The sequence below is a fragment of the Acidithiobacillus sp. TH-A67 genome, from assembly GCF_057473545.1.
In genome coordinates this window covers 54728-75558 of sequence record NZ_JBYCKU010000030.1, presented here as the reverse complement: position 1 = coordinate 75558, position 20831 = coordinate 54728, and the positions used below count along the sequence as shown (strand labels likewise).

Annotated in this window: 17 protein-coding genes and 1 pseudogene; 5 read left to right on the top strand and 13 right to left on the bottom strand. The window is 60.8% G+C overall.

What is annotated here, in order from left to right; genetic code table 11:
- Positions 1 to 25: 25 nt before the first annotated feature.
- The 6 genes from pyk to AC2VNM_RS04225 form a co-directional block, all read right to left on the bottom strand.
- Positions 26 to 1462: a pyruvate kinase gene (gene pyk, locus AC2VNM_RS04250; RefSeq protein WP_483167066.1), complete on the bottom strand. Its 1437-nt coding sequence runs from the start codon at positions 1460 to 1462 to the stop codon at positions 26 to 28.
- 6 nt (positions 1463 to 1468) lie between these two features.
- On the bottom strand, positions 1469 to 2665 hold the full coding sequence (locus tag AC2VNM_RS04245) for a phosphoglycerate kinase (RefSeq protein WP_483189938.1): 1197 nt from the start codon (positions 2663 to 2665) through the stop codon (positions 1469 to 1471).
- Positions 2666 to 2679: 14 nt separating this feature from the next.
- Positions 2680 to 3687, bottom strand: coding sequence for a type I glyceraldehyde-3-phosphate dehydrogenase (gene gap, locus AC2VNM_RS04240; protein WP_483167068.1), 1008 nt, complete (start codon positions 3685 to 3687; stop codon positions 2680 to 2682).
- Between the two features lie 32 nt (positions 3688 to 3719).
- On the bottom strand, positions 3720 to 5717 hold the full coding sequence (tkt, locus tag AC2VNM_RS04235) for a transketolase (protein ID WP_483189937.1): 1998 nt from the start codon (positions 5715 to 5717) through the stop codon (positions 3720 to 3722).
- A 51-nt stretch (positions 5718 to 5768) separates the two neighbouring features.
- Positions 5769 to 6716: a class II fructose-bisphosphatase gene (gene glpX / locus AC2VNM_RS04230; RefSeq protein WP_483167070.1), complete on the bottom strand. Its 948-nt coding sequence runs from the start codon at positions 6714 to 6716 to the stop codon at positions 5769 to 5771.
- Between the two features lie 188 nt (positions 6717 to 6904).
- The gene (locus AC2VNM_RS04225) at positions 6905 to 7735 is read right to left on the bottom strand and encodes an inositol monophosphatase family protein (protein ID WP_483189936.1); all 831 of its coding nucleotides are present in this window, start codon (positions 7733 to 7735) and stop codon (positions 6905 to 6907) included.
- 17 nt (positions 7736 to 7752) lie between these two features.
- Here AC2VNM_RS04225 and AC2VNM_RS04220 point away from each other — a divergent pair, with 17 nt between their 5' ends.
- Both AC2VNM_RS04220 and ispH read left to right on the top strand, forming a co-directional pair.
- Positions 7753 to 8544, top strand: a complete 792-nt coding sequence (locus AC2VNM_RS04220) for a 16S rRNA (uracil(1498)-N(3))-methyltransferase (RefSeq protein ID WP_483189935.1) — start codon at positions 7753 to 7755, stop codon at positions 8542 to 8544.
- Positions 8545 to 8596: 52 nt separating this feature from the next.
- Positions 8597 to 9538 (top strand): 4-hydroxy-3-methylbut-2-enyl diphosphate reductase, encoded by a 942-nt coding sequence (gene ispH, locus AC2VNM_RS04215; RefSeq protein ID WP_483166946.1) that lies wholly within the window; start codon positions 8597 to 8599, stop codon positions 9536 to 9538.
- Here ispH and AC2VNM_RS04210 read toward each other — a convergent pair.
- From AC2VNM_RS04210 to AC2VNM_RS04185, 6 genes and pseudogenes are all read right to left on the bottom strand, one after another.
- A pseudogene (locus AC2VNM_RS04210) lies at positions 9495 to 10456 on the bottom strand (DNA recombination protein RmuC). The gene ispH and the pseudogene AC2VNM_RS04210 overlap by 44 nt on opposite strands.
- Before the next feature lie 570 nt (positions 10457 to 11026).
- Positions 11027 to 11479 carry a large conductance mechanosensitive channel protein MscL gene (gene mscL / locus AC2VNM_RS04205; RefSeq protein WP_483189933.1) on the bottom strand — a complete coding sequence of 151 codons (453 nt, stop codon included), beginning with the start codon at positions 11477 to 11479 and terminating at the stop codon, positions 11027 to 11029.
- An 86-nt stretch (positions 11480 to 11565) separates the two neighbouring features.
- Positions 11566 to 12099, bottom strand: coding sequence for a hypothetical protein (locus AC2VNM_RS04200; protein ID WP_483166933.1), 534 nt, complete (start codon positions 12097 to 12099; stop codon positions 11566 to 11568).
- Between the two features lie 46 nt (positions 12100 to 12145).
- Positions 12146 to 15238 (bottom strand): efflux RND transporter permease subunit, encoded by a 3093-nt coding sequence (locus AC2VNM_RS04195; protein WP_483166934.1) that lies wholly within the window; start codon positions 15236 to 15238, stop codon positions 12146 to 12148.
- On the bottom strand, positions 15235 to 16371 hold the full coding sequence (locus tag AC2VNM_RS04190) for an efflux RND transporter periplasmic adaptor subunit (RefSeq protein WP_483166935.1): 1137 nt from the start codon (positions 16369 to 16371) through the stop codon (positions 15235 to 15237). Before AC2VNM_RS04190 ends, AC2VNM_RS04195 begins: the two co-directional genes overlap by 4 nt.
- Positions 16368 to 17795 carry a TolC family protein gene (locus tag AC2VNM_RS04185; RefSeq protein ID WP_483166936.1) on the bottom strand — a complete coding sequence of 476 codons (1428 nt, stop codon included), beginning with the start codon at positions 17793 to 17795 and terminating at the stop codon, positions 16368 to 16370. The genes AC2VNM_RS04190 and AC2VNM_RS04185 overlap by 4 nt, the downstream gene beginning before the upstream one ends.
- 195 nt (positions 17796 to 17990) lie before the next feature.
- On the opposite strand from AC2VNM_RS04185, the gene AC2VNM_RS04180 reads away from it, so the two are divergent.
- The 3 genes from AC2VNM_RS04180 to AC2VNM_RS04170 are packed head-to-tail and all read left to right on the top strand — an operon-like array spanning position 17991 to position 20490.
- Entirely contained in the window at positions 17991 to 18503 is a 513-nt protein-coding gene (locus tag AC2VNM_RS04180; protein WP_483166937.1) for a Spy/CpxP family protein refolding chaperone, read from the top strand.
- Entirely contained in the window at positions 18500 to 19228 is a 729-nt protein-coding gene (locus tag AC2VNM_RS04175; protein WP_255789921.1) for a response regulator, read from the top strand. Before AC2VNM_RS04180 ends, AC2VNM_RS04175 begins: the two co-directional genes overlap by 4 nt.
- Positions 19225 to 20490, top strand: a complete 1266-nt coding sequence (locus AC2VNM_RS04170; protein ID WP_483189932.1) for an ATP-binding protein — start codon at positions 19225 to 19227, stop codon at positions 20488 to 20490. Before AC2VNM_RS04175 ends, AC2VNM_RS04170 begins: the two co-directional genes overlap by 4 nt.
- On the opposite strand, the gene AC2VNM_RS04165 is transcribed toward AC2VNM_RS04170, so the two are convergent.
- Positions 20458 to 20826: a hypothetical protein gene (locus tag AC2VNM_RS04165; RefSeq protein ID WP_483189931.1), complete on the bottom strand. Its 369-nt coding sequence runs from the start codon at positions 20824 to 20826 to the stop codon at positions 20458 to 20460. The two genes, AC2VNM_RS04170 and AC2VNM_RS04165, sit on opposite strands and share 33 nt — an antisense overlap.
- Between the last annotated feature and the right edge of the window lie 5 nt (positions 20827 to 20831).

Here is a 20831-nt window from a genome sequence, read left to right as displayed (position 1 = left end):
TAGCAGTAGAAAAAACAATTGCGGTTCAAATCTGGCTGGCCGCGCCCACGCGCACCAGCTTCAGGGTATTCGTCCCACCCGGCGCACCAATCGGCTCACCGATGGTAATCAGGATCAAATCGCCATCCCGCACGACCCCGCGGCGGCGCAACTCATCTTCCGCCGAGCGCATGACCTGCAAGGGATCATCGTGACGACTCTGCGGGAAATTGACCGGATGTACCCCACGATACAGGGTCACCTTGCGCCGCGTATACACTTGCGGTGTGAGCGCATAGATCGGCACCCGCGAGTCCGCGCGCGACAGCCACAATGCCGTCGAGCCGCTCTCAGTGAAGGCGGCAATGGCCGCAATTGGCGCGCGTTGGGTGGCGAGGATAGCGGCGGCAGCAATGGTCTCGTCCACCCGCTCCAGGGTACGATCGAAGAACGGTTCATCGACATCACAGGGCATCTGCCGCTCGACTTCGAGGCAGGTCCGTGCCATGGCCGCCACCGCCTCCACAGGATACTGACCGGAGGCCGTCTCGGCAGAGAGCATAACCGCGTCCGTACCATCGAGGACGGCATTGGCAACATCGGATACTTCTGCCCGCGTCGGAATCGGCTGATGGATCATCGACTCCATCATCTGCGTTGCGGTGATGGTGATGCGATGATAGCGATGTGCCATGGCGATGATGCGCTTCTGCACTGGCGGCACCGCGGCATCCCCGATTTCGACGCCGAGGTCTCCACGGGCGACCATCACCGCCTCGGAAGCCTTCAGAATGTCCTCGATGGCCTCCACCGCCTCGGCGCGTTCGATCTTGGCCACCAGGGCGCCATGACCACCGGCTTCCCGAAATAGCCGCCGCGCCTCGTCCATGTCGGCGCCACTGCGCGGAAAGGAGACCGCAAGATAATCCGCCTCCAGCTGCGCCGCGGTAATGATGTCCTGCCGATCCTTGTCGGTGAGGGCGGGAGCGGTCAGCCCACCGCCCGCCCGGTTGATGCCCTTGTTGTTGGAGAGCTCGCCACCCTGCACCACGCGAGTGTGGATTTCGTTGCCCTGCACCTTGTCCACCCAGAGCACGATCATGCCGTCGTTGAGCAGCAAGGTCGCGCCGCGCTCGACATCCTTGACGAGCTGCGGATAAGTCACTCCCACCCGAGTCTGATCACCAAGTTCGCAGTGGACATCGAGGATGAACGGGTCCCCCTCGCGTAACTGGATCTTGCCCTCGGCAAACTTGCCGATGCGGATCTTCGGTCCCTGCAGATCAGCGAGAACACCGATGGCACGGCCATGGGCCCGTGCCCGTTCCCGCACCAGCTCCGCCGTGCGCTGGTGCCCCTCAGCCGTGCCGTGGGAGAAATTGAGGCGCACGACATCCAGGCCCGCCTCGATCAATCGGTCGATGACCTCGGCGGAGCTGCTCGCCGGTCCTAACGTCGCAACAATCTTGGTGCGGCGAATCATATGGGCCTACCCCCGGGCACGAGCCTCTAAAATCTCGAAAGCCGGCAGGGTCTTCCCCTCAAGCACTTCAAGGAATGCGCCACCACCGGTAGAGATGTAACCGACGCGATCGGCAATGTCATACTTGGCAATTGCGGCCAAGGTATCGCCACCACCGGCGATGGAGAAACCATCGCTAGCCGCAATGGCCTCGGCAATGGCCTTGGTACCGCTGGCGAAAGCATCGAACTCAAACACGCCCACCGGGCCATTCCACACGATCGTACCGGCCTTCATGAGCTGATCGGCAAGCTGAGCAGCCGTCTTCGGCCCAATGTCCAAAATCATGTCGTCAGCGCCGACGTCCGTAGCGGCCTTGACCGTAGCCTTGGCATCAGCGGCAAAGCGATCTGCAACCACCACGTCGACAGGGATCGGCACTTCCGCACCGCGCGCCTTCATCTTGGCGATGACCTTTTTGGCCTCGTCGATGAGATCGGGCTCCGCCAGGCTCTTGCCAATGGGCAAACCGGCGGCAAGCAGGAAGGTATTGGCAATACCCCCGCCCACAATCAGGCCATCGACTTTGTCCGCGAGGCTCTGCAAGATGGTGAGCTTGGTCGAGACCTTGGAACCGGCAACGATGGCCACCAAAGGCCGCTTGGGATTGGCAAGGGCACGGTTGATGGCCTCGATTTCCGCCGCCAGGAGGGGACCAGCACAGGCAATCGGTGCGTACTTGGCGATACCGTAGGTGCTGGCTTCCGCGCGATGGGCGGTGCCAAAGGCGTCGTGAACGAAGATGTCGCAGAGCTTGGCATATTTCTGTGCCAAGGCATCGTCGTTCTTCTTCTCGCCCTTGTTCAGGCGGCAATTCTCCAGCATGACGACGTCACCCGGATGCAGAGCAAAGCCACCATCCACCCAGTTCTGTTCCAGACGTACCGGCTTGCCGAGCAACTCGGACAGGCGTTTCGCCACCGGCGCCAGGGAGTCCCGTGCATGGAATTCGCCTTCCGTCGGCCGCCCGAGGTGCGAAGTGATCATCACTGCCGCACCTGCGTCCAGCGCCATTTGCACCGCCGGTACCGAGGCCCGTACCCGGGTATCCTCGGTGATTTCCCCAGCATCGTTGAGCGGGACGTTGAGGTCGGCACGAATGAAGACGCGCTTCCCCTGCGCGTCACCGCGCTTGCATACTTCCGCAAAGGTCAGGATCTGCATGGGCTACCTCCGCCTCAGTGGCTTGCCACGTGATTGACGAAGCGCAGCATATTGCAGGTGTAGCCGTACTCGTTGTCATACCAGGACACCACCTTGACGAAGGTCGGATCCAACTGAATGCCGGCCTTGGCGTCGAAGATGGAAGGAGCGGAGAAGCCGCGGAAGTCCGTCGACACCACAGCATCTTCGGTGTAAGCCAGAACGCCCTTCAGGGCGCCCTCACTGGCGGCCTTCATGGCCTTGCAGACCTCCTCGTAGCTCGCCTCTTTGTTCAGCTCGGCGGTGAGATCGACCACCGAAACATCAGAGGTAGGCACCCGGAAAGCCATGCCGGTGAGCTTTTTGTTGAGCTCGGGGATCACCTTACCCACCGCTTTGGCGGCACCCGTGGAGGAAGGGATGATGTTTTCGAGGATGCCGCGGCCACCACGCCAGTCTTTGTGCGAGGGACCGTCAACGGTCTTTTGCGTAGCGGTGGCCGCATGCACGGTACTCATCAGTCCGCGCTTGATACCAAAATTGTCGTTCAGCACCTTGGCTACCGGGGCCAGACAGTTGGTGGTGCAAGAGGCTGCAGAGACGATCTTTTCGCCAGCATATTTGGCGTGGTTGACGCCGTAGACGAACATGGGGGTATCGTCCTTGGAAGGCGCCGACTGCACCACCTTTTTGGCACCAGCATCGATATGCTTCTGGCAGGTCTCCGTCGTCAGGAAGAAGCCCGTGGATTCGATGACGACATCCACGTCGACCTCTCCCCACTTGAGCTCCGCCGGGTCCTTCTCTGCTGTCAGGCGGATGGTCTTGCCCTTGACGATCAGGCTATTCCCCTCAACGCGTACGTCACCAGCGAAGCGGCCATTCACAGAATCATACTGCAACATATACGCAAGGTAGTCAGGGGGTAGGAGGTCGTTGATGGCAACAACCTCCAGATGCTGGAACTCTGCCTCTTTGGCGATCGCTCGGAAGGCCATGCGGCCGATACGCCCAAACCCATTGATACCAACACGAATGCTCATGGCAAACTCCTCAGATTATTAAAATAAAAGTCTTATAGAGCCTTGAACCGTGCGACGACGTTGTCCACGGTAAAGCCAAATTTCTCGAAGAGGATCGCGGCCGGGGCCGAGGCACCGAAGTGATCGATCCCGACCACCGCGCCCTGCAGGCCCACGTACTTGTACCATAGACTCGTGGTGCCGGCCTCAACCGCCAAGCGCTTGCTCAGGGCAGCGGGGAGCACGCTTTCGCGGTAGGCCGCGTCCTGCGCATCGAAGAGCTCCAGGCAGGGCATGGACACCACGCGCACCTCGACGCCCTGCTCGGCCAGTTTGCCCTGCGCCGCCAACGCCAGCTCCACTTCGGAGCCGCTGGCAATCAGGATACCGGCAGGCTTGCCACTGGCGGCGTCCTTGAGAACATACCCGCCGCGACGGGCGCCATCGACTGTGGCATCCGTATGCGCCAGGGCAGGCAAATTCTGCCGACTCAGGGCCAGCAAACTGGGAGTTTTCTCCTGTCGCACCGAGGATTCCCAGGCAATCGCAGTCTCAACTGCATCGGCGGGACGCCAGACATGCAGGTTGGGGATCAAGCGCAGGCTGTTGACTTGCTCGATGGGCTGGTGGGTCGGACCGTCTTCACCCAGACCAATGGAGTCGTGGGTCATGACGTAGACGACGCGCAATCCCATAAGGGCCGACATGCGGATGGCATTGCGGCTGTAATCCGAGAAGATCAGGAAGGTGCCACCAAAAGGCAGGAGACCGCCATAAAGGGCCATTCCGTTCATGATGGCCGACATGCCGAACTCGCGGACACCATAATGGATGTAGTTGCCCATCAAACGGTGCTTGCCAATATCCAGGGCCTCTTTCCAGCGGGTATTGTTGGAAGGGGTGAGGTCGGCAGAGCCACCGACGAATTCGGGAACCACCGGGGCGAGGGCCTGGATGCACTTGCCCGAGGCCACACGGGTCGCAATTTTGGGCGCTTCCTTGCGGAAGTCCTCGACGAGCTTGGCCACCGTCGCGCTAAAATCAGCGCTGGGCTTACCCGCCAGCCGGCGCTGGAACTCGGCGGCATCCTGGGGGTAGAGAGATTTGTACTTGGCAAACTGCTCCTTCCACGCCGCTTCGGCATTCTCGCCCTTGGCCCGGGCATCAAAGCCCCGGTAGATAGCCTCTGGCACCTCGAAGTCGCCACCGGTCCAGCCCAGATTCTTGCGCGTCAGCGCGACCTCTTCAGCACCCAGGGCCGCACCGTGGACATCATGGGTTCCCGCCTTGTTGGGGGAGCCATGGCCGATGACGGTCTTGCAACAGATCAGAGTCGGCTTGCTGGTTTGCGCCCGCGCCTCCTCGATCGCCTTTTTGATGGCCACGGGATCATGACCATCGATCTTGCGGATCACGTGCCAGCCATAGGCTTCGAAGCGCGCCGGGGTGTCATCGCCAAACCAGTCATCGACATGACCGTCGATGGAGATATTGTTGTCGTCATAGAAAGCAATGAGCTTGTTCAGGCCCCAGACGCCGGCGAGAGAGCAGGCCTCATGGGAGACCCCCTCCATCAGACAACCATCGCCCAAAAACACGTAGGTGTAGTGATTGATGAGTTCATGGTCCGGGTGATTGAACTGCCGCCCCAACAACTGCTCCGCCAGGGCCATGCCCACTGCATTGGCCAGTCCCTGCCCGAGAGGACCAGTGGTCGTCTCGACGCCGGGTGTATCCCGGTACTCCGGGTGCCCCGGGGTCTTGCTGTGCCATTGCCGGAACTGCTTGAGATCCTCGATGCTGACGTCGTAGCCGCTCAGATGGAGCAGCGCATACTGGAGCATGGATCCGTGGCCATTGGAGAGAATGAAGCGATCCCGGTTGGGCCAATGGGGATTGGCCGGATTGTGAACCAGAAAATCATTCCACAGCACTTCGGCAATATCTGCCATTCCCATGGGCATCCCTGGGTGGCCGCTATTGGCCTTCTGGACCGCGTCCATGGTCAGGACGCGAATGGCGTTGGCGAGGTCACTACGAGTCACGGTCATAAATACTCCTTGGCTGGACGCACCTATGGGCACGCCGGTGGCAATCGAAAATCAGTCATCGGCCCGCTGGTGGGTGCGCACCCGGCGCAGGATACCATCATGGCCAGAGATCACGAGACTTTCGCTCTCGATGAAAAAATGCGAGCGGGACACACCATCCAGGATATCGCCGCTGGTCAGGCCGGTCGCGACAAAGAGAACATCATCGCTGGCCACCAGCTCATCGCGGCCAATCCACTGACCCACCTTGAGCCCGGCCTCGGCGATGGCTTCTGCCTCACCCGGCTTCTGCGGCGCCAGCGCACCAAACATATCGGCGCCCATGGCGCGCGCGGCACAGGCGGTGATGACGCCCTCGGGGGTGCCACCAATACCCATCATCGCATCCACTTTGGTGCCGAGGGCAGCCATGATGCCACCACTCACGTCGCCATCCGTCTGCAGGCGCACCGTGGCGCCGGCGGCCTGAATTTCCTTGATCATGCCATCATGACGCGGCTTTTTCAGCAAAAAGATGCGCAGCTCCTTGACATCCTTGCCCAGCGCCTTGGCCAGCGCATGTAACTTGTCCTTCATGGGAGCCGCCGGATCAATCTTGCCACGCGCCGGCGCCGGCACTACCAGCTTGTCCATATAGAAGGCCGGGCCAGGGCGGAACATGCTGCCCTTGGGAGCGGCAGCCAGCACGCAGATGGAACCCGGCATGCCATACGACATGAAGGTGGTCCCTTCTACCGGATCAACGGCGATATCGACTTCGGGACCCGAGCCGGAGCCAACGGTCTCGCCGTTGTAAAGCATCGGGGCTTCATCTTTCTCGCCTTCACCGATGACCACCGTACCGCGCATGTGCACTTGCGCGAGAGCCGCGCGCATGGCGTCCACCGCGGCACCATCCCCCTGCTCCTTTTCGCCTCGACCAATCCAGCTGCTGGCAGCGCGCGCTGCGGTTTCGGTGACAGGGAGGAGGCTAAGAGCCAGATTGCGGATGGTGGCCATAGGGGACGTCCTTCAGGTGGTGATAGAAATAGGCCCAAGGATAAATCAAGCGAGGCTTTTTGGGAACTCGACTGTTTGACAAACAATCAGGGGCAATGGACTCAAATGTACTCATACCGTCACCGCGATGCAGTTTGACGGGGTAACGGCGGAGTTTACGCATCTCGAGGAAAACCTCTCAGCGCCACCTACTCCACAGAATGATGAGAGATCGACTCCGTACTGACGTTGGCAAGATATTCCCGCCAAGCGGCGTGTAACTGCGGGTCCAGGGTAGCCAGCACCGAGGCCTTCTGTAGATCCCGCAGTGGCAGGGCTACGCCGTCCAGGGTGCTCATCTGGCCGCCCGCTTCCTGCAGAATCAGCGACCCTGCCGCGCGGTCCCAAAGCTGCTGTGCTCCGTGCAGGTAGAAGTGATAGTACCCGGCCGCCAACCAGCTCCACTCCAGCACGCAGCTACCAAAATTGCGCTGGCTGTGAAACGGTTGCTGGGTCAGCAGACGCAGCGCCAGCTCTCGGGTCAGACGTTTGTAGTCCACCACGCCCACCGTGGCCCGCAGGTTCGGGGCCTGGCGCGTGTGCAGAGGCGTACCATTCACGAAGGCCCCGCCACCGCGCCGGGCAGTAAACAGGGTTTCGCGCGTGGGATCGTAAATCCAGGCCTGTAATGGCCCAGCGTTGTCCAGAAGCGCCAGGCTGATGCCAAAGACCGGCACTCCGGCAGCAAAATTACTGGTCCCATCCAGGGGATCGAGACACCAGAGAAGTTCTGCGCTGCGCAGCAGTTCGGCCTGTTCTGCAGCGCTCATTTCTTCCCCCAGCAAGGGGATCTCGGGGTAGCGACGTAACAGGGCATCCTGCAGGAAGTTCTGGCTGTCGATGTCGGCGCTGGTGACGATGCTGCCGTCTGGCTTGCGCGAACTGGCCACCCGTTGGTAGCCGGGTAGGATGATGGTCTCGGCACAGCGGCGGAGCTGTTGTCCGATCCAGTCACCATCGATTTGCAGCAAGTCTTTCATGTCGCAAGGATAGATCAGTGTGCTGTCGCGGTCATCCCGATCTTTGCGAGAAAGGACAGATCGCCCACAATACGGCCATGCCTCGCATCCATCTCTACAGCGAAGTCACGCCCCAGCTGGGCGAATTTGCCCTGGCCGAAGCACCCAGCCATCACCTGCTGCGCGTGCTGCGCGCCCGTCGCGGACAGGAGCTCACCCTGTTCACCGGCGATGGACGGGAGTATGCCGCGACACTGACCGGGGTGACAGGGAAGGCCGCGCTCTTGGCGGTGGAAGAGGTGAGCCTGCGCGACACTGCCAGCCCCCTCGCGGTGACCTTGGCGGTGCCCGTGTTGCGTGGCGAGCGCTGGGATTGGTTGCTGCAAAAGGCTACCGAACTCGGCGCGGCGCGAATCCAACCGCTGCACAGCCGCTACTGCCAGGTTCCGCTGGCGGAGGCCCAAAGCGGAAAAAGGCAAAAGCGTTGGCAGGAGATCCTCATCGCCGCGGCCGAACAAAGTCAGGCCACCCGCCTGCCTACCCTCGCGCCAGCACTGTCCCTGGCTGACTATCTGCAACAGCCACATGCGCCCAGCTGCCTGGTCTTTGATAGCGCCGCAGAAGAAGGGCTGAACGCAATGCTCCGTCCGCAGGTGACCCAGGTGGAGCTGTTGACGGGTCCGGAGGGGGGGCTGGCCCCGGAGGAACTCCAGGCAGCCGCAAGCAGGGGGTTTTTGCTGCGGCGCTGCGGGCCACGCATCCTGCGTGCGGAAACCGCTCCCATCGCTGCGCTGGCGATTTTGCAGGCCCGCTGGGGCGATCTTGGTTGACAGCGCGGCCGTTGCGCCGGACCATGCAGAAAATTGTCTGGAGCCGAACTCGATGGATATCCTCTTAGCCAATCCGCGCGGCTTTTGTGCCGGTGTCAATCGTGCCATCCAAATCGTCGATCGCGCACTGGAGCTCTTTGGTGCCCCGATCTACGTGCGTCACGAGGTGGTACACAACCGCCATGTAGTGGATGACCTGCGCAATCGCGGGGCGGTTTTCGTCGAAGAGCTCGACGAGATTCCCGATGGCGCCACAGTCATCTTCAGTGCTCACGGTGTCCCCTTGGCCGTGCGGCAGCGGGCCGAGGAGCGCGGCTTGACAGTTTTCGATGCCACCTGCCCGCTAGTGACCAAAGTGCACATGGAGGTCAAGAAATACAGCCGGGAGGGCATGGAGATGGTATTGATCGGCCACGCCGGCCATCCGGAGGTGGAAGGCACCATGGGCCAGGTTGAATCCGGCATGATGTACCTGGTCTCGGATGTGGCCGATGTACAGCGTCTGCAGCCACGCGACCCCGAGCGCCTGGCGTACATCACCCAGACGACCCTGAGCATGGATGATACCGCGGAAGTGATCCAGGCACTGCGGGATCGCTTTCCCGCGATTCAGGGCCCCAAAAAAGATGACATCTGCTATGCCACCCAGAATCGTCAGGATGCGGTTAAAAAACTCGTACCCAAGGTCGATATTCTGCTGGTGGTCGGGGCACCGAACAGTTCCAACTCCAGTCGCCTTGCCGAACTGGGGCAACGCCTTGGCACCGCCACGCATCTGATTGAAGATGCCAGTCAGCTGCGGCAGGAATGGTTTACCGGTAACCCGAGCATTGGTATCAGTGCCGGAGCCTCGGCGCCCGAATCCTTGGTGCAGGAGATCATCAACACGCTGGCCTCCTGGGGCGCACAGCAACCGCAGGAACTGCCTGGCGTCGAAGAAAAGGTAACCTTTAGTCTTCCCCTGGCCCTGGCGCAGGCGACCCATCGCGCCTAGAACCGGTCGGCTCAATATCCTGCGTTTGCAGCTCGCGTAGCTGCAATTCGCGAACCTGTGAGTCTATGGGCTCCGGTGGTGGAATCTCCCGCTCGCCTCCCGTGGCACCCAAGTCAGGAAATCTTCGCGCTGAAACCAATACCCGGGTCTCCAGCGATGCCGAGGCCTTATTGTAGGACTGCACCGCACTTTGCAATTGCTTCCCCACCTTCCCCCAATGATCTGCCAGGGTGATCAAACGATCATGCAGTTCACGGCCCAAGGCACTGATGGCCTGGGCATTGGCCGCCACGGTCTCCTGCCGCCAGCCATAGGCGGCCGCCCGCAGCAGAGCGATCAAGGTGGTCGGCGTGGCGACCAGGACCTTCTGTTCTACCCCATATTCGATGAGCGCTGGGTCCACCTGCAAGGCGGCACTGAAGAAATCCTCCCCCGGCAGGAAGAGCACCACGAACTCCGGGCTGGATAACTCCTCCCAATAGGATTTTCGTCCCAATTGTTGAGATGAGTACGCAACTCACTCGCGTGCTTACGCAGAAACTGCTGCCGCTCCTCCTCGGACTCTGCCTCGACGGCCTGCAGATAGCCATTCAGGGGTGCCTTGGCATCGACCACGATCTCTTTGCCGCCCGGCAAATGGACCAATAAATCGGGGCGCTGCTGTCCCTGCTCGGTCTGCATGCTGGCCTGTTCGACGAAATCACAGTGATCGAGCATCCCGGCCATTTCCACCACCCGCCGCAGTTGCAGCTCGCCCCATCGGCCACGCGCAGCAGGTTGACGCAACGCCTTGACCAAAGCTGCCGTTTCGCGGTGTAAACGCGGCAGATGATCTTGTACCAGGCCACGCAACTGCTCGCTCAGAGCACTGTAAGCTGCCGTGCGTACCTGTTCGAGGCCATCTAGGCGCTCGTTCATTTTTCCCAGAGACTCGCGCAGCGGCGCAACAAACTGACCGAAAGCAGTTTGCCGTCCCTCCCAATCCTGCCGGGCTTGCTCTTGGAAGCGAGCGAGGTTCTCCTGGGCCAAGCGCAGGAAATCTTCATTGTTGCGGCGCAGGGCAGCGCCGGAAAGGACAGCAAAGGACTCGCGCAGGCGCTCCTCGGCCTGGCTGAGCAATTGCTGTTTTTCCTCGGCTTGCCGACGTTCCTGGAGCAGGCGCTCCTGTAATTCGGCCAGGCGCGCGTTTTGCCGGGTGAGCTCCTCCTGCAGGCGCGCTTGCTCCTCGCGCAATGGCTCTAGCTGCGCAAGACTCGCCTCAGCAGAAGCCAAGGCAATCCGGCTTTCCTGTAGCTGATTGGAGAGCGTTCGGACTTCTTCGCGCGTCTGTCGCAGCGATTCTTCCGCCTGCAACACCTCACTAAGCTTAGACTGACAGAGCCGCTTCTCGCCCCGCCACCAAAGCCAAAGCGCAAACGCGCCCAGCAGGGCCCCGGCAACAAAGGCAGCAACGATCCATACTGGAGCAGACACGGGCTACAGATCCCCTCAGGAGCTCAACTGCGAGGTACAGTTGGGGCAACGGCTGGCCGCCAAGGGTATGGCGGTTGCACAAAATGGGCAGTCTTTGGTCGTGACTGGCGCGGCTGGTTTCGGATAGAGGCGATTGATGGTGTGCACCAAGAGGAAAATCACGAAAGCGATGATCAGGAAGCTGATGATGGACATGATGAACAGGCCATAGTTCCAGGTCACCGCACCAGCCTTCTCGGCGGCCGCCAGAGTGAGATAGGGCCCTGGGATCTTGCCCTCGTGGAGCACGAGAAAGAGGTTGCTGAAGTCCACTTTTCCCAGCACCAGGCCAATGGGCGGCATGATAATATTTTTCACCATTGAAGTGACAATGGCGGAAAAGGCGCCACCGACGACAAAGGCGACGGCAAGATCGATGACATTGCCGCGCTGCAAGAAGATTTTGAAATCCTTAAAAAACTGACGCATGTTTCCTCCCTTGGATTATTTTTCAATGCAACGCGAAAGTAGCAAGAGAGCAGCGGGAAAACAACGACAAAGATCTTTTCTTTGTCCTAGTCGTGGGAGCCAGATTGTGCCGCGCAAAATTGGTTGACCGCGGCTTTTTGCGCCTGCATCGACGATTGATTGGCCTCCTGCAGACAAGCCTGGATATTGCCACGGCAATTCTGAGCCCAGGTCTGGGCTTGTTGAAAGAAACTCCCCGCTGCCTGGGCCGGCTCGGCGTAGGGGTGTCCGGCGAACAGACGTTGCAGCGCGGCATAGTATTCGCTCTTTGCCCCCGCCCAGTTGGCAACGGCATCCCAACAGGCCCCTTGCTGTTCCGGCCTTGCATGCACACAGCCGATGGCGTCGCGCCGCACCAGATCAAGGGAAGCTTTCCAGGATGAACAAAAGTGCCTCTCCGCTGCTCTTCGCTGCGTCGCCACCGCTGCGAGCCTCTCCTGGGCCAACTGCGCTGCCTGCTCGGCCTGCGACGCACGCGACTGCGCCAACGCTGTGTAGTTGGGCCCGGGTGGCGGGATTTGTGCGCAGGCACCCAGCAGGCCTGTAGCAAGAAGAAATAGCGGTACTTGTAATTTGCGCATGAAAGTTCCTCATCCTTTCGTTGGCGCCGTATTTATAGCATAGTTTTTATGAACTTGCGTCCTCCGCCGGCGAAGCACTGCGATGTCGCGCGAAACGCCGCGAAAATCGCTCCTTGAGCCCCTCGAAAAAGACATAGAACGCTGGCGTCACGAAGAGGGTAAGGAACTGGGACACAATGATGCCACCCGCTACTGCCACTCCCAGCGGTACTCGCGATTCCGCCCCGGCACCAATGCCGATGGCGATCGGCAGGATTCCCAGCACTGCCGCCAGATTGGTCATCATGATCGGGCGGAAGCGGGTAACGCAGGCATCGACCATTGCGTCCACCGCCGAGGCCCCTTGGCGGCGCCGATGGATGGCAAAATCCACCATAATAATGCCGTTCTTTTTCACCAGCCCCACCAGCATGATGATCCCCACAAAACTGAACAGATCGAGTTCCTGATGAAAAATCCACAGCGCCAGCAAGGCGCCAAAGCCTGCCAGTGGTAGTGCGGTCAGTATGGTCAGCGGATGAATAAAGTCCTCGTAGAGGATAGCGAGGATGGCGTAGATCAAAGCTATGGTGGCCAACAGCAAGAGCGGCAAGGAAGAACTGGACTGCTGGAAGGCCTGTGCCGACCCACCGAAATCGCCCTGTACTCCCGCCGGCAAAATTTGGGCGGCCACCTTCTGCACCGTCTGCGTCGCCTGCCCAATGGAGGTTCCCTGCGCCAGGTTGAAAGAGACCGTCACGCTGGGAATACCGTCATAGTGGCTGATACTCAAGGGGCCGACACCGTAACCAAAGCTCGCCACCGCCGAGAGCGGCACCAGACCGGCGGTACCCGGTAAGGTGATCGCTCCCAGGGCACCGATGTTCTGCTGAAAACGCCTCTCCAGATCGAGAATGACCTCATACTGATTGGTTGACGCATAGATCGTCCCGACCTGGGTTCCGCCGAAGGCAAAATTGAGCGCCTGCTCGATGGCTTGCGGCGTTACGCCCAAGGCCTGGGCCCGACGATGCAGCACATGGACGTCAATCTGCGGATTGGCTATTTGCAAGTCGCTGTTGACGGCCTGTAGGCCAGGAACCTTACGTAGGGCCGCCACCAGTTTCGGGACGGCCGCATCGAGCGTGTCCTGATCTTCGCTCTGCAAGGTGTACTGGTAGCTGGACTGGGAAGAAACGGGTCCCATCTGGATCGCGGGAGGAAGCATGAAACTGGCATCCACTCCCGGAAAATGTTGTACCGTGCGCCGCAACTGGGCAATGACGGTCTCACCGCCGGGCCTCTCCCCCAAGGGCTTGAGACGAATGATGAGACGCCCGGTATTGGACGAGCCGAAGGCGCCCGCTCCTTGGCCGGCACTGGACATCACCGATTCAATGGCGGGATTCCGTCCGACCGCTGCCGCCACGCGCTTCTGTTCGGCCTCCAGTTGGCTGAAGGAAATCCCTTGTGGATATTGCAGGTTACCCATGATCATCCCGCTGTCCTCGCGGGGAATAAAACCTTTGGGAAGCAGAAAGAAAAGTCCGATCATGGCCAGCAGGCTCAAACCCGCGCCCAAATAAATCCAGCCGCGATGCTCCAGACTCGTCCGCAGGTTGCGTCCGTACCAGGCACGCAGCCGCGCAAACCAGCGTTCAAAGCCCGATGGCGCAGCATGTTTTACCCGCAGATAGCGGGCACAAAGCATGGGAGTGAGGGTGAGGGAGACCAGACCAGAGAGCAGGATCACCACCGCGATGGTGACGCCAAACTCCCGAAACAGACGGCCAATGATGCCGCCCATGACGAGAAATGGTAAAAACACCACCGCCAGGGAAATCGTCATCGACAGTACCGTGAAACCGATCTCGGAACTGCCGGCGTAGGCCGCCTGCTCTGGCTCTTCCCCTTGCTCCTCATGGCGGGCGATGTTTTCCAGCATGACTACCGCGTCGTCAACCACAAAGCCGACGGACAAGGTCAGGGCCAGCAGGGTCAGGGTGTTGAGGGAGTAGCCCAAATACGAGATGACGGCAAAGGTACCAAAGATAGAGGTAGGAATCGCCAGGGCACCAATCAGGGTGGGGCTGCCACGGCGCAAGAAGAGCCACAACACCCCCGCCACCAGGAGCGATGCCAAAAGCAGGGTGTACTCCACCTCCTGCACGGCGGCGCGGATATAGTCGGCCTTGTCGTAGATGATTTGCAGCTTGGCGCCACCCGGCAAGCCGGAAGTAAAACTGGGCAGGCGCTTCTGGATGGCGTCGGAGATGGCCACCGTGTCGGCATTGGGCTGGCGCACCACGGCGAGGATCAAGGCCCGCTGGCCACCCAGCCAACTGGCAATCTGGTCGTTGTCGACACCATTTTTGACGGTAGCAACGTCGGCCAGGGGCACCACCGCGTCGCCGTTCTGCTGCACGGGCATCTGCCTGAAGGCCTCGGCATCATGCAGTTGGCCGTGCACATTGACGGCATAGTTGCGTGCCGTACCCAGCAGAGTGCCCTGGGGCAGATTGACATTGTGGCTGGTAATCGCCGAACTCAGGGCCTGCAGCGATAAACCATGGGCCTGCAGAGAAAAGGGATTGGCGTGGATGCGTACGGCATAGTTCTGTTCGCCAAAGATCTCCACCTGCGCCACTCCGGGAATCCCGGAAATTGCCGGCACCACTTTGTCGACCGCGTAGGCATTGAGCTTGTAGATCGGCATATCCGGCGCGGTCAATGCAATGAACTCGACGGGTGCGGCCGATGGATTCATCTGCTTCACAAAAGGCAGGCTGGGCATGCCCGGCGGGAGAAGATGCTGCGCCTGGGTAACGGCGTTTTCCACATTCTGGGTGGCGACGTCGATATTCTGGCTGAGATCGAATTGTAGGATGATGCGTGTCGAACCGAGGCTACTGGTCGAGCTCATCGAAGACAAACCCGGAATACTGGAAAACTGCTTCTCCAGCGGCGTTGCCACACTGCTGGCCATGGTCTGCGGACTGGCACCCGGTAGACTGGCGGAGACCAGCACCGTGGGAAAATCCACGCTGGGAAGCAGGGCCACGGGCAGGCTCTGAAAGGCGAAGATGCCGTAGATGACCAAGGCAAGACTGAGAATGACGGTCATCACCCGTCGGCGGATGAACAGCGCCGAAATGTTCATGCGCCACCCCAGGCATGATGGTGACCATGCCCCGTATGCCCCGCAACCTTTTGGTCAGGAAGCAAAACGTGAACACCAGCATAGACCCGGGCCGGCACTGGATCGATGATCTGGGCATTCGCTGGCAGACCAGAAATCACGGCTGTCTGATCATCTTCCCAGAGCACCTGCACCGGCGTTGCCTCGACTATGCCCTTGGGTGCCTGGTAGACGAAATTCCCGCTGCTTCCCTGCTGCACCGCCGCCACCGGCAGGGTCATGGCCTGCGCTACCCGCTGTACGGGCAGACGGACCTCCACATATTCGCCGGGCCAGAGAACTGCATTGGCATTGTCCGCCTGCGCCTGCACACTTACCGTCGCCGAGGTCGCGGCTACACTGTTGTCGATGACCTGCAGCGTGGCGGCAGCCAGGGTCTTGCCTTGCTTTTCATCCTGGATGAGCAGTTTCCAGGCCTGATCCTTGGCCTGGCGCGCCGCGCGCAGCAGACTCTGGGGAATCTGGAAATTGATGCCGATGGGGCTGATCTGGTTGATGCTGGCCAGTTGCGTCTGATTCGCCACCACCAGATTGCCCGGCTTGACCAATGCCATGCCGATGCGCCCGCTGATCGGCGCGGTGATGCGCGTATACCCGAGGGTGATCGCTTCCTGCTGCACGGCCGCCGCATCGGCGGCCACCTGCGCCTGACTCGCCTGCGCCTGGGACACCGCCTGCGCGAAGCTTTGCTTGGTAATGAAATCCTTTTCCACCAAGGGGCGATCCTGTTCTACCAAAGTCTGGTTGTAGCGCGCCGTGGCCTGGGCCGCGGCGAGATTGGCCCGTGCCTGGGCCAGGGCGGCGGCCGCCTGGGCTGGGTCGATGGTGAAAAGCGTCTGGCCCTGCTGAACCATCCCTCCCTGGGTAAAGGACAGGCTGGCGAGCTGGCCCGAGGTCTGCGGGATGATCGTTACCGTCTGCAGGGGCGTTACCGTGCCCAGAAAACTCTCGTAATGGACCATATCCTGCAGCTTGGGCTGGACTAGTGTCACCTGCACGGGCGGCGGCGCGCCCCGCTCGGCCTTCTGGCAGCCAGTCAGGATCACTGGCAAGAACAGGATCAGGGCGGTAGCGACCCAGCGATGTGCTTTCACGGTTGTGTTGCTCCTACGGGCATGCCCACGGCCTGACTCAACTGTGCCAACGCCACGTAGCTGTTGACGAGATTGGCGATGAGGGTATAGCGGGACTGGGCGAGGGTGGATTCGGCCTGCAGCACATCCTGGATGGTCGCCTGCCCCACCTTGTACTGCGCTTGGACCACTTCGAGGGCCTTGCGGGCGTTGGCAAGGCTGCTGGACGCACCCGGGTAGGCCGCCAGATCGCCTTGAAAGCCATGGTAGTCCTGCCAGATGCTGGCCATGGTACTGTTGCGTGTCGCCGCCAGGGTATCCGCATCCTGCCGCGCCGTAGCCTCGGCTTCGCGCACGGCATAGTGGTTGTTGAAGCCGGTGAAGAGCGGGACGGTCAGGGTCAGGCCCACGCTCCAGGTGTCGCCCGGCGGAAAACCACTCTGAAACTGATAGCCGTAGGAACCTGTCACCCCAAGGCTAGGCAAGCCCTGGGCCTGGGCCGAACGCACATTGGCCCGGGCGACGGCGACCTGGGCGCGCGCCTGCTGCAAAGCGGGATTTGCCGTTTCCGCGGCGTGCATCAGGGTCTCGACGCCGCTGCGCAGAGCGCTTGGCGGCGGACTATCCGGGCTGAGAGGGCTGATGTGAATGACGCTACTGGCCGGTAAGCCCAGACTAGTGGCCAGGGTACCCTCCGCACTGCGCACGGTCTGCTCCTGCGCCGCGTACGTAGACTGAGCGCTAGCCAGGGATGCGCGTGCCTGATAGAGGTCGCCAATGGTGGCCTGCCCCGCCTGATGCAATACCTCGGCGGCCTCCAGGGCTTTTTGATTTTCTGCTACTGTTTTGGCATCTGCCGCTAGCAGAGCCTGGTCCCCCAGAAGCTGGTAATAGGCCTGGGTCACCGTAAAGATCACCGTCTGCAGGGTCTGATTCTGCGTGTACCCCGCCACCCACTCCTGCGCACGGGCGGCATCGGTCTTGGCCGCGCGCAGACCGAAGTCCCAAAGGGTATAGCTCAGACTCAAACTGGGCGTAGCGGAATTACGGGCCGGCACGCTGAAACCGGCGGTGGATACCGCCTGGCGACGTGAAGCACTGGTACTGAGAGTGACAGTGGGCAGCCAGGCACTCTCCGCCATCCCCAGGGCGGCCGCCTGGGCGCGCAGTGCTTCCCAGGCAGAGGCGGTTTGCGGATTGTGGGCCAGAGCCCAGGCGGTCAGCTCAGGGAGGGTCCAGGTCCGGTTCGCCAGCGCCGCTGGCCAGTCTTGGGAGCTTGGCAGGGCTGGGAGCGGCTGCGCCACCCCTTTCCACGCCTGTCCCGGGTGCTGCGGCAAGCCACTGTCGGTGTAGAGAGGATCGTCAAAGACCACGCCAATTCCGGCCTGCGCAGCCGCACTCAGCAAGAAGAGGCCGGAGAATATCCACTGCCAACGCATCGCCATGTCATCTCTAGCTGAAAATTTGCCGTAGTATCGACGATATTGGCTGGCAACGCAGCTATCCTGCCCCGCGTAAATTGTGTACGTCTGTAACGATGCACGTTGATTTTTGTAAGAATTTTTCACTAGCTTAGAGAGCGGCTGCGCGCGTAGGCTGTTTACCGAGCGATAGAGCTCGTTTTTCGGAGGTGCCCAATTATGCGCAAGACCCTATTTTCCCTTTTCACCCTGTCGGCTTTGGCGTTGGCCCCGATGGCCAGTATGGCGGCAGACATGCCACCGCCAGACCATGCGCCCATGCAGCGCCCGATGCACGGGGGCCCTCGCGCCGAGTGGATGAAAAATGCCCCAGTCCCCATGCTCATGCCTATCGTCTGGCGTCACGCCATCGAACTCAAACTCACCCCGCAGCAGGAATCGCAATTGGAGACCTGGCGCAAGGACCAGAAGGCGCAGTGGGAAACGCAACGGCAAGCCATGGAGAGTCATAACCATGCCCTGCAGACCGCCCTCCTGCGCGGCGAGACGGGCAGCGCCCTGAAGCCACTGGAAGACGCCGTGCTGGCCGATCATCAGGCCATGCTACAACGCGCAATCGCCCAGGTCGCCTTTGTCCATAAGTTGCTGAACGCAGAACAATGGCAGAAAGTAACGGCAATCTATGCGAAGATGGAAAAAGGACCAAAGTGGGGAGGATGGCACAAACCGTGAGTAGTAATGCCCGCATCTTGTTGGTGGATGACGACGCCAAGCTGCGCGCCATTCTGACGCGATATCTAGAGTCGCAGGGCTACACGGTACATGGCGCCGCTTCGGCGGCGCAGATGGACCGTTTGCTGGAGCGGGAGCGCTACGATCTCCTGCTCCTCGATGTGATGATGCCCGGCGAGGACGGCTTTCAGATTTGTGAGCGTTTACGTCAGCAGGAATCTATCTTACCGATCATCATGCTCACCGCCCGGGGCGATCTCGATGATCGCATCCAAGGCCTGTCCATCGGCGCCGATGACTACGTCGCCAAGCCCTTTGAGCCGGCAGAATTGCTGGCGCGGATCGGCGCGGTGCTGCGCCGCAGTCAGGATAGCGGCACGGTCGAGCCCAGCCCCGGCGCTATCGATTTTGGTCCGTTTCATCTCGCTCTCGATTATCGCCGCCTGTACCGAGGCAAACAGGAAATCACCATCACCGAAACCGAGTTTGCCCTGCTTCGCGCCCTCGCCGAGCATCCTTGGCAAACCCTGTCACGGGACAAACTCCTCGGCATGATCCATGGCCATAGTGAGGACATCCCGGGCCCCCGCGGCATCGATGTCTTTGTCTCCCGCCTGCGCCGGCTGATCGAAGATGACTCGAGCAAACCCCGCTATCTGCAGACGGTCTGGGGGCGTGGCTATGTCTTTGTTCCCGACGCGGGGAGCCCGGACAAACCCGCGTGAAATTCTGGCGTCTCTGGTCCGATACCCTCTTTGGACGGATCTTTTTGCTGATAGGCGCACTACTGCTAGCCAGTCAGTTTGCGGTCTACTGGTACTTCACCATCTATCTGGGCAACCCCCAGGCGCGTCACTTGGCACAAAATTGGGCACAGATCCTGACCCTCAGCAGCGCCCTGGATGTCGGAGAGGCGGAATGGCTGGCCCCGCGCTTGGCCAAGATCGGCATCGCCTTTTTTCCTATCGACGAAATGGAGGGGCATCCTCCCCGCAACCCAATCATGCGTAATGCTGCGCGTCTGTTGCGCGAAATGGGTTGGCCCGATGCCCAGGTGCAGGTCGACAATAAGCATCATCTGCTGTGGATCGATCCCGACCCCCACAGCCATGTCGCCGTTGCCATGCCCATTCCCAAACCCCCGCCAGGACCGTCACCACAGTGGTTCAAGCTCAGTGCCATCCTCCTGCTGTCGTTGCTGGGGGCCTACCTCATCGTGCATCAGATTACCGGTCCTTTGCGCCGCCTGGTGCAAGGCCTAAACGCCAGTCGTGGTCGCGAGGGGCCGGTGGCATTGCCGGTAGAGGGACCGGAGGATATCAAGCATCTGGCGGGCGAACTGAACAGTGCCCTGCGCGAACGCCATGAACTGGCGGAAGAACGGGAGATGGTCCTGCTGGGCGTTTCTCACGATCTGCGCACGCCCTTGACGCGGATGCGCATGCTCGCCGAGTTTCTCCCCAAGGAGGCGGCAGATCTGCAGAAAGATCTGGTCGACAATCTGTGGGAAATGGACGAAATCCTGCATCAGTTCCTCGATTACGCCCGCAGTGGACGCGAAGAATTAGCCGAAGAGATCGATCTGATCGCTTTCCTGCGCCATTTTGTCGAATCGCAGGGTGACGATGTGCTTCTGAAGGAGCCGGAATGCGAAAGCCTCTATCTCTCTATCACGCCGGTGGCGCTGCGCCGCGTCCTGCAGAACCTGGTGGAAAATGCTCGCCGCCACGGGCGGCCCCCTATCGAGATCCGCGTCGCGCAGGAGGCGGGTTCCGCAAGTATCGAGGTCCACGATCACGGTAACGGCATCTCGGCGGAAAAACTGGCTCAGCTTGGCAAGCCTTTCGCGCTGGCTGGGCGGGGCGGCGGCACCGGACTGGGCATCGCCATCGTGCAGCGTATCCTGCAACGTCTCGGGGGTCGCATCGAGTTCCGCAACGCCCCCGAAGGCGGCTTACGGGTGCGCTTCACCCTGCCCTTGCGCTGAGGCTGCCTGCCGCGGACAGAGTTTGCGCAACTCCTGCAGCTCCTTGGGGTCGAGCTTTTGCCAAGCAATGTTGCCACAGCGGCCTTCAATCGCGCCCTCAATGGTACCCTGCTGGGAGATGCCAGGAGCGACGACAAAATCCGGCACCGAAACCACGCTACCGGTAGGGCTTACCGACTGCAGCGCCGCCGCCGAACTGGCGGTGCTGGCGACGGGCGACACCCCGGGGCCCGCCGGATGCAGCCACAGAAAGAAAAACCCCACCAAGACGATGATGGCGAGAATCACGATGATCACCGCCATCCACGATGCCTTGCTGTTTGCGTTCGTGCTCATCTACA